15 protein-coding genes are annotated in these 17,165 nt (G+C 28.0%); 4 read left to right on the forward strand and 11 right to left on the reverse strand.

What is annotated here, in order from left to right:
- Positions 1-33: 33 nt before the first annotated feature.
- The gene (locus ASKIR_RS03355; RefSeq protein ID WP_115588468.1) at positions 34-1,788 is read left to right on the forward strand and encodes a YgiQ family radical SAM protein; all 1,755 of its coding nucleotides are present in this window, start codon (positions 34-36) and stop codon (positions 1,786-1,788) included.
- 42 nt (positions 1,789-1,830) lie between these two features.
- Here the strand turns inward: ASKIR_RS03355 and ASKIR_RS03360 are convergent, their stop codons facing one another.
- A complete protein-coding gene (locus ASKIR_RS03360) occupies positions 1,831-2,472 on the reverse strand; it encodes an adenylate kinase (protein ID WP_115588469.1) in 642 nt (213 codons plus the stop codon).
- A gap of 129 nt (positions 2,473-2,601) precedes the next feature.
- On the opposite strand from ASKIR_RS03360, the gene ASKIR_RS03365 reads away from it, so the two are divergent.
- The 3 genes from ASKIR_RS03365 to rhuM are packed head-to-tail and all read left to right on the forward strand — an operon-like array spanning position 2,602 to position 4,603.
- Positions 2,602-3,174: an adenylate kinase gene (locus ASKIR_RS03365; protein WP_115588470.1), complete on the forward strand. Its 573-nt coding sequence runs from the start codon at positions 2,602-2,604 to the stop codon at positions 3,172-3,174.
- 15 nt (positions 3,175-3,189) lie between these two features.
- A complete protein-coding gene (locus ASKIR_RS03370; protein ID WP_228254649.1) occupies positions 3,190-3,948 on the forward strand; it encodes a competence/damage-inducible protein A in 759 nt (252 codons plus the stop codon).
- Positions 3,941-4,603: a RhuM family protein gene (gene rhuM, locus ASKIR_RS03375; protein WP_115588472.1), complete on the forward strand. Its 663-nt coding sequence runs from the start codon at positions 3,941-3,943 to the stop codon at positions 4,601-4,603. Before ASKIR_RS03370 ends, rhuM begins: the two co-directional genes overlap by 8 nt.
- Here the strand turns inward: rhuM and ASKIR_RS03380 are convergent.
- The 10 genes from ASKIR_RS03380 to ASKIR_RS03425 all read right to left on the reverse strand — a co-directional run bounded on the left by ASKIR_RS03380 (position 4,595) and on the right by ASKIR_RS03425 (position 17,155).
- Positions 4,595-4,939 carry a type II toxin-antitoxin system HicB family antitoxin gene (locus ASKIR_RS03380; protein WP_066351012.1) on the reverse strand — a complete coding sequence of 115 codons (345 nt, stop codon included), beginning with the start codon at positions 4,937-4,939 and terminating at the stop codon, positions 4,595-4,597. The two genes, rhuM and ASKIR_RS03380, sit on opposite strands and share 9 nt — an antisense overlap.
- The gene (locus tag ASKIR_RS03385) at positions 4,939-5,187 is read right to left on the reverse strand and encodes a type II toxin-antitoxin system HicA family toxin (RefSeq protein WP_115588473.1); all 249 of its coding nucleotides are present in this window, start codon (positions 5,185-5,187) and stop codon (positions 4,939-4,941) included. The genes ASKIR_RS03380 and ASKIR_RS03385 overlap by 1 nt, the downstream gene beginning before the upstream one ends.
- Before the next feature lie 44 nt (positions 5,188-5,231).
- A complete protein-coding gene (locus ASKIR_RS03390; RefSeq protein WP_115588474.1) occupies positions 5,232-6,392 on the reverse strand; it encodes a MalY/PatB family protein in 1,161 nt (386 codons plus the stop codon).
- A gap of 222 nt (positions 6,393-6,614) precedes the next feature.
- Complete coding sequence (locus ASKIR_RS03395; protein ID WP_066356385.1) at positions 6,615-8,891, reverse strand: methyl-accepting chemotaxis protein; 2,277 nt, start codon at positions 8,889-8,891, stop codon at positions 6,615-6,617.
- 78 nt (positions 8,892-8,969) lie between these two features.
- Positions 8,970-10,001: an alanine racemase gene (locus tag ASKIR_RS03400; protein ID WP_115588475.1), complete on the reverse strand. Its 1,032-nt coding sequence runs from the start codon at positions 9,999-10,001 to the stop codon at positions 8,970-8,972.
- Positions 9,973-11,835: an excinuclease ABC subunit UvrC gene (uvrC, locus tag ASKIR_RS03405; protein WP_115588476.1), complete on the reverse strand. Its 1,863-nt coding sequence runs from the start codon at positions 11,833-11,835 to the stop codon at positions 9,973-9,975. Before uvrC ends, ASKIR_RS03400 begins: the two co-directional genes overlap by 29 nt.
- Positions 11,836-11,870: 35 nt before the next feature.
- Positions 11,871-13,538 carry an efflux RND transporter permease subunit gene (locus ASKIR_RS10380; protein ID WP_115588477.1) on the reverse strand — a complete coding sequence of 556 codons (1,668 nt, stop codon included), beginning with the start codon at positions 13,536-13,538 and terminating at the stop codon, positions 11,871-11,873.
- Entirely contained in the window at positions 13,535-15,094 is a 1,560-nt protein-coding gene (locus ASKIR_RS10385) for an efflux RND transporter permease subunit (protein WP_115588478.1), read from the reverse strand. The genes ASKIR_RS10380 and ASKIR_RS10385 overlap by 4 nt, the downstream gene beginning before the upstream one ends.
- Complete coding sequence (locus ASKIR_RS03420) at positions 15,087-15,809, reverse strand: efflux RND transporter periplasmic adaptor subunit (protein WP_115588479.1); 723 nt, start codon at positions 15,807-15,809, stop codon at positions 15,087-15,089. Before ASKIR_RS03420 ends, ASKIR_RS10385 begins: the two co-directional genes overlap by 8 nt.
- Positions 15,806-17,155, reverse strand: coding sequence for a TolC family protein (locus ASKIR_RS03425; protein ID WP_066408929.1), 1,350 nt, complete (start codon positions 17,153-17,155; stop codon positions 15,806-15,808). Before ASKIR_RS03425 ends, ASKIR_RS03420 begins: the two co-directional genes overlap by 4 nt.
- Positions 17,156-17,165 lie beyond the last annotated feature (10 nt).

Consider the following 17,165-nt stretch of genomic DNA (forward strand, 5'->3'; position numbering starts at 1 on the left):
CTACTTTAAAACTTAAAATATAAAAGAAGAATTATGAATAAACAAAATAGATTTTTACCAACAACAAAAGAAGAGATGAAACAGCGAGGGTGGGATGAACTTGATGTTGTTTTAATAACAGGTGATGCGTATATTGATTCTCCTTTTATGGGAATTGCTGTTGTTGGAAGAATTTTAGAGGATATTGGTTTTAAAGTTGGAATTATTGGACAACCAGATATTAATAGTGATGTTGATATAAAACGACTAGGGGAGCCAAAACTGTTTTGGGGAGTTAGTGGTGGAAGTATTGATTCTATGGTTTCAAACTATACAGCTACAAAAAAGTTTAGAAATGATGATGACTATACTCCAGGTGGGAAAAACAACAAACGACCAGATAGGGCTACTTTAGTTTATACAAATTTAATAAGAAGATATTTTAAAAATACAGTTCCTATTGTTTTAGGTGGAATAGAAGCTAGTTTAAGACGACTTACTCACTATGATTATTGGTCAAACACTCTTAGAAAACCAATTTTATTTGATTCTAAGGCTGATTATATGATTTATGGAATGGGTGAACAAGCAATAATAGATTTAGGACTTTATTTAAAAGAGGGTAAAGATGTAAGAACTATTGCAGGACTTTGTTATATCTCAAAAGAGCCTGTAAAAGAGTATTTACAAATTCCTTCGCACAAAGAGTGTTTAGAGAATAAAGAGAAATATATTGATCTATTTAGAGCTTTTTATGATAACAACGACCCAATGTATTCAAAAGGTCTTTGCCAAGAAGTAGATGGCAGATTTCTAATACAAAATCCACCAAGTAGGTATTTAGAAGAAAATGAGATGAATAAAATAGCCTCTTATCCATATCAAAGAGATTTGCATCCATATCATGCAAAAGATGGAAAAGTAAAGGCATTGGAAACTATAAAATTCTCAATTATGACTCATCATGGATGTTGGGGAGAGTGTAACTATTGTGCGATTGCAGCTCATCAAGGAAGAACCATAAGAACAAGAAGTGAACAAAATATTTTAAGTGAAGCAAAACATTTTACAACACTTAAAGATTTTAAAGGAATAATCTCTGATGTTGGAGGACCAACAGCCAATATGTATGGTTATGAGTGCAAAAAGAAGATGAATCTTGGAACTTGTATAGATAATAAAAGATGTGTAGATGCTCATAGACTCTGTCGTACAATGAAAGTAGATCATAGCAGAAACATCAAACTTCTAAAAGATATAAGAGCTATTCCAAAGGTTAAAAAAGCATTTATAGCTTCAGGAATTAGATACGATTTTATAGCTGCTGATAAAAATCATGGAAAAGAGTATTTAAAAGAGATAATTGACCATCATATATCAGGTCAAATGAAAATTGCACCTGAGCATACAAGTGATGAAGTGCTTCATCATATGGGAAAACCTGGTAAACAATCACTTATTGAGTTTAAAAAGATGTTTGATGATTTAAATAAAACAAGTGGTAAAAAACAGTTTTTAACATATTATCTAATAGCTGCTCATCCAGGGTGCAAAGAGAGCCATATGCATGAGCTTAAACAGTTTACAACTCATGAATTAAAGATTAATCCAGAACAAGCACAAGTTTTTACTCCAACACCTGGAACTTATTCAGCTGTTATGTACTATACAGAGTTGGACCCTTTTACAAAAAAGAAGATATTTGTTGAAAAAGATACATTAAGAAAAGAGAGACAAAAAGAGATAGTAGTTGCAAAAAAAGAGTTTGCTAAAAATAAAAAAAGCAATAATTTAGGGATGCAAGGTTGAAAATTTAATATAAAGCAACCAAAAATGGTTACTTTAAAATATTTAAGCTAAAGCGTTTATCATATCTTTTGTAACTTCTGATACATCTTTTGTACCATCAAGTTCCATAAACAGACCCATTTTTTTATAAAAATCAATTAGTGGTGCCGTTTGAGAGTGGTATGCTTCAAGTCTGCTTTTTACAGTCTCTGCATTATCATCTTTTCTAATAGTTAATTCTCCACCACAATAGTCACAAACACCATCTTTTTTTGAAGGATTAAACTCAACATGGAAAGATGCTCCACAACCAGAACAAACTCTTCTTCCTGTAATTCTTCCTACAATTAAGCTATCAGGAACATTTAAAGAGATAACTTTATCAAGTTTAATTTTCATATTTTCCATAAGTTCACTTAAAGCCTCAGCTTGAGCCAAAGTTCTTGGAAAACCATCAAGAATAAATCCATTTTTACAATCAGCAACAGCTAGTCTATCTTTGATAATTCCAATAATAGTAGAATCTGGAACTAATTGCCCAGCATCCATAAATTTTTTAGCTTCCATTCCCATATCTGTTTTGTCTGCAATTGCTGCTCTTAAGATATCTCCTGTTGAGATTTGTGGGATATTGTACTTCTCAATTAGAAATTTAGCTTGAGTTCCTTTTCCAGCTCCTGGTGCTCCAAATAGCATTAAATTCATATTTTATCCTTAAAATTTTTTCGCTTATTGTAGTAAAAAAGGATTTAATAGTAGATAAGTTATAGATAGTAGATTAGGAATTTAATCGATTTTTGATACAATAATTGCTTTAAAAATAAAAGGAAATGAATGAAAAAACTATTTTTAATTATTGGAGCACCTGGAAGTGGAAAAACAACAGATGCCGAACTTATAGCAAAAAAACATGAAAATATAACTCACTATAGTACAGGCGATATGCTAAGAGCTGAGATGGCAAAAAATAGCGAAATAGGAAAAGAGATAGCAAAATATGTAAATGCTGGAAATATAGTACCAATTAAAATAGCTATACAAACTATAATAAATGCTATAAAAAATGCTCCAACACCTACAATAATAATAGATGGATATCCTAGAAGTTTAGAGCAGATGAGTGCTTTGGATGAGTATTTGAAAAATGAGAAAGAGTTAGAGCTAGTTTCTTGTATAGAGGTAGTTGTAAGCGAAGAAGTTGCAAAAGATAGAGTGCTTGGAAGAAATAGGGGAGATGATGATAAGGTTGAAGTATTTAACAACAGAATGAGTGTATATATAGAGCCTTTAAAAGCTATTCAAGATTTTTATGAATCAAAAAATATTTTGAAAAAAATAGATGGTGAGCGAACTATAGAAGAGATTGTAGATGAGATGGATAGTTTCATTTTGTCAAAAATAATTTAAAAAAGATTTTAAATAGTGAAAAAGAGAGTAAATTTTTATAGCGTAATTATTGGAACTGAACTTTTAAATGGCAGAAGAAAAGATGCTCATTTTGCATTTTTAAATCAGGAGCTTTTAAAGCGTGGTTGGGAACATAAAGCATCTTTTGTGATTGAAGATGATAAAGAGCTGATGCTAAAAATATTTAATCTTATAAAATCTGATGAGAATAGTGTGATGTTTTGTTTTGGTGGAATTGGAGCAACTCCAGATGATTTTACAAGACAAATAGCTGCAGATGCTTTTACGAACTCACAAATGGAGTTTCACGAAGAGGCAAAGAAGAGAATCGAAAATAGATTTAAAGATGAAGCCTATCCTCACAGAGTAAATATGGCGTATCTTCCAATAAATGCAAAACTTCTAAAAAATGTTGTAAATGATGTAGCTGGATTTTATTTAGAAGATAGATTCTTTTTCACACCAGGATTTCCATCTATGAGTCAAAGTATGGTTTTGGAGGCTTTGGATAGACACTATACAAAATCAAATATCAAAAAATATAGAAAAACAGTGACAATTGTAAGTAGTGAAAATGACTTAATTGAAGTTATGAAAAAAATCCCAACACACCTTGAGTTTTCATCTTTGCCAAAGATTATTGGTGAAGAAAGAAGAGTTGTAATATCTGTTGCTGGATATAATCAAGATGAGGTAAATTTTGCTTTTAAACTCTTTTTGGATTTTTGCCTTGAAAATAAAAAAGAGTATGTTTTGGAAGATATAAATGGATAAACAAATACGAAATAGTACAGCTGAATTTTTAATTTTTACTTCACAAAATAAAGAAGATAGTATTGAGGTAAAAGTATTTGATGAAACGGTTTGGCTTACTCAAAATATGATAGCACAGCTTTTTGATAAAGGTAGAACAACTATTACAGAACATTTAAAAAATATATTTGAAAGTGAAGAATTAGATGAAAAATCAGTATGTCGGGAATTCCGACATACTGCAAATGATGGTAAAACTTACAATACAAAATATTATAACTTAGATGCAATAATTTCTGTTGGATATAGAGTAAATTCAAAAAAAACTACACAGTTTAGACAGTGGGCTACAAGTGTATTAAAAGAGTTTGCTATAAAAGGATTTGTTCTTGATAAAAAAAGACTAGAAAATGGCTCATTTTTAGGTCAAAACTATTTTGATAGATTACTTGAAGAGATAAGAGAGATAAGAGTTAGTGAAAGAGTGTTTTATCAAAAACTAACAGATATTTACTCTACAAGTGTTGATTATAATAAAGATGATGAAACAACTAAAAACTTTTTTGCAAAAGTACAAAATAAACTTCATTTTGCTATTCATGGACAAACAGCAGCTGAACTGATTTTTAATAGAGCAAATAGCCAAAAAGAGAAGATGGCCTATGCCCTAATTTAAAGACAATTTACTATCTTTTTCTATCAAATTCTTAATATAGGTATTTAGAGAAACACCTATTTTTGTAGCATTTAAAACTGCAAGTTTGTGAAGTTCACTTCCTGTTCGTACATTAAAAACACCTTTAAATGCTTTTTGTGGTTCTCTATTTAGCTCTTTACAAGTCAATATATATTCATCAACTGCATTTTTAAAATTTTCTTCCAATTCAGTTGCATTTTGTGCTTCAAATGTTACTAAATCATTTATCATATCTATTTTTCCAAAAAAACATTTATCTTCTTGTGAATACTCAATTGTTCCTATATAACCATTATACTCAATAATATTTGCCATTATAAAAACTCCTTAAGTTTGTTTTGTATCTGTTTTATAAGATAAACTTTTAAAATATCACTTGGATGCGGTTTATGTAGATTTATTAATAAATCTTTATCTTTATTGTAAAATTTAACAGCAGAACCAGCACCTTCAATTTTTATAAACCCTAAAGATATCAATAATGTATTTAACTCTTTAAAAGTTAAATCTTTTTTTGGTGGATTTTCTAAAAATTTTAATAAAAGCTTATCTTTTTTACTCATAGCAAAATGATACCATAATTTAGTTGCAAATAAATAAAAAAATATTATAAATTTTCAACAGCTTTTTTTATACCCTCTAAAGCCTCTTTTAAAATCTCAAGAGGTGTTGCTATATTTACTCTTATAAAATTATCACCATTTTCTCCAAAAGTTACTCCTGAGATTACTCTTACATTTCCTAGCTCTTCTAGTTTTTTTGTAAACTCTTTTGAGTTTAAGCCAAGAGAGCTTATATCAATCCATAGTAGATATGTAGCTTCGGCTTTCACTACTTTTAGGTTTGGGATATTTTTTGTTATAAAATCTTCCAAAAAGTTTTTATTTTTTTCAAGATAAATAAGTAGTTCAAAAAGCCAATCTTCACACTCTTCATAAGCACTAATCAAAGAGTAAATCCCAAAAACATTAACTCCTTTCATCTCATTTTTGCTTAGAGTTTTATCCAAAATTGTTCTTAGTTTTTTATTTGCCACAACTATATTTGAGGCTTTTAAAGAAGCAATATTAAATGTCTTACTAGCACTTGTGCAAGTAATAGAGTTTTGTTCAAACTCTTTATTTATAGATGCAAAAGGTGTGAAGATATAATCTTTGAAGACCAAATCCCTATGAATCTCATCACTTATTACCAAAACATCATATTTTAAACACAACTCTCCAATTTTTTGCAACTCATCTTTTGAAAAAACCTTCCCAACAGGATTATGAGGATTTGATAATATAAATAGTTTTGGTCTATCATTTTTTAGTTTCTCTTCAAAATCAACAAAATCTATCTCATATTTTTCATCTTTATATATCAAATTATTTGTTATAACTTTACAATAATTGTTTTGTATAACTATATTAAAGTAGTGATAAACAGGCGATTGAATTAAGATTTTGTCATCTTTTTGACAAAAAGTTTGAATTATTGCACTTAAAGATGGAATTACACCAGCTGTTGGAATAATATGCTCTTTTTTTATCTCATAGTTAAATCTTTTTCTCCACCAACTAATCTCAGCTTCAAAATACTCATTTGGAACCATTGTATAGCCAAAAACTGGATGCTTTGCTCTTTTTATAATAGAATCCACAATAGGCTTTGCAACTTCAAAATCCATATCAGCAACCCACATAGGAATCACTCCATCTTTTGTAGTATCCCATTTATAGCAGTCTGTATTTTTTCTATTTATCACTTTATCAAAATTGTATTTCATCTATTGCCTTTAAAAAATTATTCAAAATAGCTTTTATTATACAAGATTATGATTTATATAGGGTTTTGTTAAGTTAGTAGATAAAGAGCAAATAAAAAAGGCTCTACCTGTTTTGACATAATTACTCTTGCTGCAACTGGAAGCGAGATGAATGGATTTAGAGCAAATTTTAAACAATATGCTATAAAAAATATTTTGAATGAATTTAAAATTCATTCAAAATTATAATAACTTTTTAAAATCTATACTATCTTTTCCTACAAATTTTTTTTCATCTGTTTTTTTTACTACCATTTTTGCAATCTCATCAGTTTCAACTGCAACATCATGAGTTAAAGATGCTATTTGTGCATTTTGTTGAGTCTGTTCATCCAAACTATTTACAGCATCATTAATCTGTTCAATACCCAAAAGTTGCTCTTTTGAAGAGTTTTCAATATCATAAATAAGTTTTGAAGAGTTTTTTATATTTTCATTTAACTCTTTATACCCTTCAATCATAGAGTTTGCAATCTCTTTACCTTGATTTGCCTTTAATGTTGCATTTTCAACAATATTTTTTATCTCTTTTGCAGCTTCTGCACTTCTGTTTGCTAAGTTTCTAACCTCACCAGCAACAACTGCAAATCCTTTTCCAGCTTCACCAGCTGTTGCTGCTTCAACAGCTGCGTTTAGGCTTAAAATATTTGTTTGAAATGCGATATTATCAATCACACTTATTGCTTCATTTATCTCAGAAACTTGACTACTAATATCTTCCATAGAAGCAGTTGTTTGGTTTGCAAGTTTCTCACCCTCAATAGAAGAGTTAAGAAGTTTTTGTGATAGTTGAGTCATTTTTGATACATTTTGTGAATTGCTTCTAATATTTGATGTAATTTGTTCTAAAGATGCTGATGTTTGTTCAAGAGATGCGGCTGCTTCATTTGAACTTATATTTAATTTATCTACATTTTTAAGTAATATATTTGAACTCTCATCAAGTTTTAATCCAATTGATTTGTTTTCAATTAACATTTGAGTAATTGAATCACCCAAAGTATTCACGCCATTTGCAAGTTTTAAAAGATGTTCTTTTAAATTTTTTGTTGATATTTTATTTAGATAGTTATAGTTAGAGTATTGCTCTAATACATTTAATACATTTTCAATATTTGATTCAAGATTATTTGCCATTCTGTTTAATACATTTTTCAATTCCATTAATGCAGGATTTGAAACTTCAATATTAATTCTTTGACATAAATCTCCATGTTCAAACTCTGATAAAACAGCAACTGTTTCATCGATTAATTTTCTATCCTCATCTGTTGCTTTTTTTGCTTTCTCAATATTTTCATTAATCTGTTTAGCCATAATCCCAAACTCATCTTCTGAATCAATAGCAATTTTTTCAATACTATTACTCTCTTTATTTAAATATCTAAAAAATGACAATAACCCATCTTTGATTCTTTTAAGAGATTTTAAAGATATTGTTAAAGTTATAAAAATAGAGATAGATATTACAACTAAAGTTATAATAGATAGTGTGATGATTAAATACATCAGTTTATTTGCATCTTTAAAAATTTCATTTGAATTAACTCCACCAACTAAAAGCCAATTCCATTCATCAAAGTTTTCAAATACTGTAAATTTCTCTTCATCATTCCAAATATATGTAAGATTGCCATTTTTCTTATTTAAAATCTCTTTTACAATATAAACTCCATTTTTATCTGAAATATCTAAACCAGATTTTTTGCTTAATGTTGGATGAGAGATAAACTCTCCATATTTTTTATCATTTATATTTGAGTTTAAAATGTAGTAGTAACCACTTTCTCCTATAACTCTATTTTTAATAGTTTGCATTAAATCATTTAAATCAGAGCTAATATCAGAACCTATAAAAGCTATTGCAATAACTTCATTATCTTCTATTATAGGAATATATTTAGTCATATACTCTTTGCCAAATAACAAGGCTTTTCCTAAATAAGATTTTCCCTCTAAAACACTTTTATATCCAGGATGATTGCTATCTAGTTTAGTTCCAATAGCTCTATTTCCATTCTCTTTTTTTAAGCTAGTAGATACTCTAATAAAATCATTATCTTTTCTAACAAATATTGTAGCAACAGAGCCATTAGTAATTTGTGTAAATTTATCAACCAAATCAAAATTTAAATTTACTAAATCTCCATTTATATATAAAGCAGGAGTTTTTAAATTTTCAATCTCTATGTTTTTTGAATTATCTATTTTAATATCATTTAACATACTTAAAAATATGTCACCAGATAGATTTGCACCACTTTTTGCAACTTTATTGAAGGTATTTATATTTTCTATTAATAAAGACAACTCTTTTTGAACAGTTTTTTCAGTATTTGTTTTCATCATCTCAAAACTATTATTAACAACTAAAAAAGTTAATATAGCCATTGAAATAGATATTGATATTATTGATACAGATACTACTTTTGCAATAACTGAATTTTTTATAAAATTCATTTTAATCTCTCCGCTTATTTTGGTTAAAGTTTTTTGACCGTAATTATAGGCAGAATTTAATTTAATCTTAATGAAACTCTAAATAATCTCTCTTTTTATACTCTCTTTTAAGCTACAAGTTATTTCATAAGTTATTGTGTTGTGAATTTTTGCTAAATTTGTAACATCTTCAAAAAGACAAACCTCTTCATCATCACTATTTATTGTTAAATTATCCATAGAAACACGACCTAAAACTTGATAGCCTTTTGGAGTTGTGTAGCTGTGATTTTCATTTAATCTTAAAAAACCATCTCCATATCCAATATCATAAGTAGAAACAACCATATCTTCACTGGCACGGAATGTTCCACCATAACCAAGGCTTTGATCTTTTTTTAAAGTTCTAGTTGCCATTTTTGATGCCCAAAGACTCATTACAGGTTTTAATTTAGCAAAATCAAAAACTTCATCACAATCAAAATATCCATAAGTAGCAATTCCAACTCTAGCAAAATCATCACCCAAAGAGTCAAAATTATTCACTCTAAAAAGTGCATTTGAATTGCAAGAGTGAAAAGATGGGATTGGTAAAAAAAGTTTTTCACATACCTCTTTTACCTTAGATTTTGCTTTAGAAAAATTTGAATTTTGCCAAAAAAAATCTGTGCTTAAAGTATCAGCATCTCTGTGGTGTGTAAAAACCCCTGTAATAGTCGCTTTTTGTTTCAAAAGCCCTAAAAAAGCCACTTCTATCTCATCTATGCTTACACCATTTCTATGCATTCCTGTATCGATTTTTAAATGAACATTTGCATTTTGCGGTACTTTTGCTATATCTTCAAGGCTATTTATTGCTATGTGAAAAGTATGTGAATAGTTGTGAAAAGTGCTATCTGCAAGCACTAAAATATAGGAGAAAAATTGTTCTATTTTTATTGCATCTTCTATTGTTTGAACTACAGCTTTTTTTATTCCAAACTCACTTGATAGTTTTGCAATCTCAACTAATCCATGACCATATGCATTATCTTTTAAAACAACAGCAACTTTATCTTTGTTTGTTGCTTTTTTACTAATAACTTCAAGATTGTAAAAAAGATTATCCTTGTTTATTAATATCTTCGCCACTTTTATCCTTTTTAAAATAATCAACTATATTTTGTGCATCACTTTGATTTAAAACAGTTTTTAACTCATCAAATGTTGCATTTTTTATCTTTTCAAACTCTCCAAAATAAAGAAGTAGTTTTTTGATTTTTGCTTCACCAATACCCTTTATTTGAAGAAAAGAGATATCTTTGTCCTCTTTTCTTTTCTGTTTTTTATGAAAACTAATAGCAAATCTATGAGCTTCATCTCTTAATCTTTGAACAAATTGCAATCTTTTATCACTTGGAAGAAGATTTATACTTTTTATCTCTTTATTTTGAATAAAGTGTAGTATATCTTTTGCATTTCCCTTTGCTCTATAAGCTTTTGCATCTACTTTTTGTTTTGAAATGGCAATAATATCTAAATTTACCCCAATAGAAGAAACTATCTCAAAAGCTAAATTTAGCAAAGTTGAACCACCATCAATAAGCCATAAATCAGGAGGAGAGTTTTTATCAAAACTCTCAACTCTTCTAAGAAGAAGTTCTCTCATTTGTGAGTATTCATCAAGTGATTCAAGATTGTAGTGTCTATATGATTTTTTATCAAAACTCTCTATTTGGCTATTCCAAACAACCATAGCTCCAACTCTTGCTTGTCCCATTAAATGAGAGTTATCAAAACTCTCTATTATGTTTGGACTATTTTTTAAAGAGAATAGCTCTTTTATTTCACTATAAATAGAGTTTTGCTGTTTAATACTCTCCAATCTTAAAAGCTCATCACAGTTATTTAAAGCAATTTTTACAATAGTAGCTTTTTTATCTATTTTTGGATTTACTATTTTTATCTTTTTACTAAATTTTTGATATAAAAAATCCTCTATAGAGTCAAGCTCTTCAATCTCATTTGCTACAAGTATCTCTTTTGGAATTATTGGCAAATCATTTGAGTAGTAGTTTATAATAGCTCTTTTATAAGCCTCTTGTATATCAAACTCAACATCATCATTTGATTTCATAAAATCATAGTTTGAAGATGCTAATTTTCCATCTCTTATAAACATTCTTACAATTACAGCTTTTTTGTTGCTAGATTTTATTGCAAAAATATCCAAATCATCATTTGATGTTAAATCAATTCCTGTTTTAATTTGCGATTTTTCAATAGTTTTTATTCTATCTCTTAATACAAGTGCCTCTTCAAATCTAAAGTTTTGTGAATAAAAAAGCATTTTCTCTTTTAGTTTTGTCAAGATTTTTGATTTATTGTAGATATAACTTAAAGCCTCATCTAAAATCTTTTTATAATCCTCTTTAGAGATTTTATCTTCACATGGAGCTAAACATTTACCTATTTGAAAAAATAGACAAGCTTTTTTACCCTTTACACAAGATTTTTTTTGCACCAGTGGAACTATCTCATAGATACTATCAAGCATATCTTTTGCACCACTTGAATATGGACCAAAATATTTTATATTTTTACCTTTTTCTATTTTTCTTGTTATCTCAAGTCGTGGAAAATCCTCATTTAAATTTACAAAAATATATGGATATGTTTTATCATCTCTTAAAAGTACATTGTATTTTGGTTTTAGCTGTTTTATTAAGGAGTTTTCTAAAATTAAAGCATCGTGCTCATTTGGTACAACAATCCACTCTAAAGAGGATGTTTCACTAATCATCTTATAAATTCGTGGACTTAAATCGCTTGAAGCTTGCAAAGTAGGGCTAAATTTAAAGTAGCTTTTTACTCTATTTTTTAAGCTTTTTGCTTTTCCTATATATAATAGATGCCCTTGATTATCAAAATATTGATAAACTCCAGCTTCATTTGGGAGTTGCTTTAATTTCTCTTCTAAATTCATTTTGAAATAGTAGCTAAAAACTCTTTTTAGAGCCTTTAGATGCTATCTTGAGTTATTCTTTTTAGACTATTTTTTATAACTATTGGAACAAAAAACATAGATACTACATAAGAGATTAAAGTTCCACCAATAAGTGCAACTCCAAGTCCACCAAATACAGCATCATTTGCAATTAAACTACTAGCAAAAACAAGAACTAAAACAGTTAAAATAATAGGTTTTGATCTTGTGGCTGCTGCTTTTGCTATTGCTTCGTTTACTTCTAAATGGTTTTCTAAAACAAGCTGTTTTGCAAAATCTATAATAAGTGTTGAGTTTCTTGAGTTTATTCCAATTAAAGCAATAAATCCAATAAGGCTAGTTGCTGTTAAATAAAAAATATCTTTTGTAAAAATATCCATAATAATATGAGCAAAAATCACACCAATAATAGAGATAAAACTAGATAGAACTATTGCAGCACTTAGTACAAAGTTTTTATAATAAACAACCATTAAAAGGAAAATTAAAACAAGTGCAATAATAAAAGCAGTTCCCAAATCAATAAAAGTATCAATTGTAACTTTTAGCTCTCCATCAAAAACCAAATCAAATCTCTCATTAGTTTTTTTATCAATAAATGCAAGATTTAGCATATTTGTTTTTATTACATCATAATTTTTACTAAACTCTTCAATCATCTGTTCTCTTGATTTTAAAAGTGGATATATTTGACTATCATTTGAAGTTTCGGCTATTACATTTATTAAAATATTTAGATTTTTTGATGTAATTTCTGGCTCTTTTAAACTCTCTTTTATAGTTACAAGTTCAGAAATACTTATCATTTCGCCACGACTATTCATAATTTTTAATGCACTAAGTTTTGAGTTTAGGGCATCTTTTGAGTGATTTGTTATATTTTTACTATTCGATAATCTTAAAAATATTGGAATTTGACTCTCTTTGTTTCTATCATTTATAACACCAACTTGCATTCCTTCAAAAGCTAGATATAAAGTTGCTTTTAGATGTTGTAAATCAACTTGACTCATCAAAGCTTTGTTGTTATTAATCTTCAAAGAGTAAGTTTTAAAATCACGATTTGCTAAAACATCAATATCCACTAAAGTATCTTGATTTTTAAAAATTTTTGCAACTTTTAGGGCAAAATCTCTTTGATTATTAAAACTATCTCCTCCATAAATTTCAGCAACCAAAGATGCAAGAACAGGAGGACCAGCTGGAAGTTGAATAAATTTTATTATTGCATCATCTTTAGAGCAAGAGTTTAAAACTTCATCTCTTAAAATATTAACAAGGTTGTAACTTGTAATATTTCTATCTTTAAATCTTTTAATATTTACCATAAGTTCAGCTTGACTCTCTTTATCTTTTAAAGAGCTTAGTTTTACAAGACCTGCAAAATCTATTGGTTGACCTTGTGATAAAAATGCTGAAACATTTAAGACATTATCATTTTTTTGTAAAGTGTATGCAATGCAATCAACCATAGACTTAGTCTGTTTTAAACTTGAACCATCTTTTAAATCTAAATATACAGAGAAACTATCTGAGTCCTTATCAGGAAGCATTTTTGCTTTTACAATTTTTGTTGGAAATGTTAAAACTGAAGCTATAAAAAGTATTAAAGTAAAAAGTAATACAAACATACTCTTTTTTTTATTGTTTAAAATATCTAAAATAATATGCTCTAATCTCATTTTTTAGCCTTTAAAACTTTTTTTACTAAATATGGCGTAAACGCATAAGCAACAAATAGTGAAACTGCCAAAGAAATAGGTACAAATACAGGAAGAGGGTGCATAAACTCTCCCATCATTCCACCAACAAAAAACATTGGAATAAATACTAAAATAATAGCAATAGTTGCAATATTTGTTGGATTTCCTATCTCATTTGTTGCCTCTATTGCAATTTTTTCAATATCATCATTTGGATTTTGAATTTTGTGTCTATGAATATTTTCAATTACAATAATAGCAGCATCAACCAACATTCCAAGAGATACAATTAGAGCAAAAAGAGTTATTCTATTTACAGTTTCACCCAGTAAAAAACCTATAAACAGAGTTAAAGATAGAATCATAGGAACTGTTAAAGATACTATTAAAGCCTCTTTAAATCCAAGTGTAAAAATAAGTAAAATAAATATAATTACAATTGAGATAAAAAGATCTTTAATCAAAGCATTTACAGCATTATTAGCAGTATATCCATCATCTCTTGTGATTGTGTATTTGATATTTTTTTCTAAAAGTGACTCTTTTATACTACTCATATACTCAAATATCTTCTCATTTATAACAACACTATTTGCACCTTTTAATTTTGATGCCATAAGTGTAATTTGTGGATATTCTTCTATATTTCCACTCTCATTTTTTAGATAAATATAGGCATCTTTTTTATTTTGTATCTCATAAGATTTCTCTATTTTTGCAATATCTCTTAGATAAATTGGAGTTTGATAATTGTATGAAATGATTAGATTTTCCAAATCTTTTACGCTTTTTATAGCTTGATCAATACTCATTACAACAAGTTTGCCATCATCTGTATTTGTAGCTATATTTGGTGTGTTGTAGTTTAAAGCTTCAATACTTTTCATAACATTTGCAAGTGCTATGTTATAAGAGCTTAATTTGTTAATATCAACTTGAATATTAAATTGCTCTCTTTTTTCACCTTTTAAATCAACCATAGCAACATCTTCTATCTTGTTTATATCTTTTGATATACGACTTACTTCATTAAAAAGTTGCTCTTTGGTTAAAATATCTTTTCCATCTTTTTTTGAAGAGTAGAATGCGATTGTTGCTATTGGAATACCTGTATCAATATCCATTGTTTTAATTATTGGTTGTAGAGCATTTTTTGGCATTAAATCCATATTTCTCATAACTTGATCATAAAGTTTTAGATTTGAGAACTCTTTATCTTCTCCAATAAAAAATTGAACTTGAACAATTCCAACACTATCTTTTGCATAAGAGTAGATATGCTCAACCCCTTTTATCTCTTTTATTTTTTTTTCTAAAGGTTCAATAATTACTTTTTGAATCTCACTAGCTTTTGCATCTGGTAAAGCTACAATTACAACTCCACCACTAACTTTAATTTGAGGATTCTCCTCTTTTGGCATAAGTAAAAGTGAAAAGTAGCCTAAGATTAAAATAAAAATACCCAAAATTGCTGTTAATGGATGATTTATAAATGTTTGTGCAATCTTACCTGCAATATTTAAATCTCTACTCATTTTGATTATCCAAATATATTTTTACTTTTGCATACATAGCTGGATAGATATTGTAATCTTTTTTATCAAAAGCAATTTTTACTACAAATGAGTGAGAACTATTTTGATAGTTTGGAAATATTGCAATAACTTCTCCTTGTGAAAAGAAGTTTTGTGAAGGAATCTGTATATCTAACTTTTGATTTAAACTTATATTTTTTAAATTCGATTCAGATATATTTGTTTTTATAATTAAAGAGTTTAAATCTGTCAAAACCATATGAGGCATTCCAGGAATTGCCATTTCTCCCTCTTTGATAGATTTTTTTATAACTAAAGAGTCATTTAAAGCTCTTATTTTTAGGTAGTTATAGTTTGCATTTAACTCATCTAATTTTGCTTTAGCAGTTATTAAATTTAACTCCAACTGTTCATAATCAAATTTAGATATTAAATCTTGATCTAATAGCTCTTTATATCTTTTTAGATTTAATTCAAGATTTTTTACCTGATTTTTAACTATTTGTTCATTATATTTAATATCTGTTGAGTCAATCTCATATAAAAGCTGAGCTTTTTTTACAATATCACCCTCATTTACATAAACTTTTGTGATATTTCCCATTACTCTACTTGAAATAATCTTCTCATTTTGCGACTCAACAACTCCATCAAGCTCTAAATAAGAAGATAGTAGTTGAGTTAAAGATAGAAGTATTAAAAACAGAAATCTCATTTTGTATCCTTTGTTAAGTTAAGTCCTAAAACCTGTTTTAATTTGGCTTTTGCTAAAGATGTTTCATATCTAGCATTTAAAAGCAAAGTTTGAGTTTTTCTAAAATTTGTCTCTTGAGCTAGAAGTGTAGTCATTGAGATAAGTCTATTTTTGTATTGAAGTTTTGCTTGTTCTAAAACCTCTTGAGCTAACTCTAAACTTTTACTATTTGTTTCAACTGTTTTTTGCTTTGAATTAAGATTTAAAATCGCCTCTTGAAGCTCTAGTTTGATACCATCATCAAGCTTTTGCATATCTAATTTTGCTTTTAGAAGCTCTAATTTACTCTTTTCTAATTGGCTACTTCTAGTTTGATCAAATAGTGTAAGATTTACTCCTAAAAATGCCATATAGTAATCTTTGTCACTTGAAGCTGTAAAGTTGTTATCATTGTATCCATACTCTAATCTTGAAAAAATAGTTGGATAGTATGAGCCTTGTTTTGCTTTTATATTTTTACTATTTGCCTCAATTTCTATATTTTGCAAAGCTTTTTCATCTCTATTTAATAAAGCAATCTCATATAGTTTTTCAAATTCGTTTAGAGTAAACTCTAAGCTTTTTAAATCTTCTACATCTTTTATCTTCTCATTTGAGCTTAAAAACTTAAGATATGCAATTGATAAATTAAAATTGTTTTGTGCTTGTAGAAGTTGTGATTCAATATTTAGTAAGTATAGTTTTGCCTCATTTACATCTAGTTTTGTAACAAGTCCGTTTTCATGAAACTTAACTGCACCATTGGCAATAAACTCAACACTCTGTTTTGCTTTTTGTAAAGTTTTTACAAAATCTTTTGCCAAAACAGAGCTATTGTAGGCTTTTAAAACTTCAAGCTCAAGATTTTTTTCATTAAGATTATATAAAATCTCATTTGCTTTTTCTTGAAGTTTAGCAATATCTTTGTAATTTTGAATAGAAAACCCCATAAATAAAGGAATATCATATACTATTTTGTTATTTATATTTGTTCTATCATCAGGATAGTTTAAATCTTTTGGGGCTATATCCATATCTCCAGTATTTTGAGCAAATCCAAAATCTCTAAATGTTGCTTCTCTACTAGATAGTTTTGAGTTAAAAACATATCCAGAGTGATTTGTTCTGCTAACTTCACTTGATAGATATAGCTTACCTGTTTGAACTCCAGTTAAATAATCACTATTTGTTTTTGCAATATCAATATCAATTTTTTGTTTTTGTAGATCTTTACTATTTTCTAAAGTTTGAGTTAAAAGTTCATCAAAAGATATTGTTTGAGAAAATAGAGTTGAAAAGAAGCTTATCAAAAATAAAATTTTCTTCATAAAAATTCCT

It is taken from the genome of Aliarcobacter skirrowii CCUG 10374, from assembly GCF_003544835.1.
GTDB classification, from domain to species: Bacteria; Campylobacterota; Campylobacteria; order Campylobacterales; family Arcobacteraceae; genus Aliarcobacter; species Aliarcobacter skirrowii.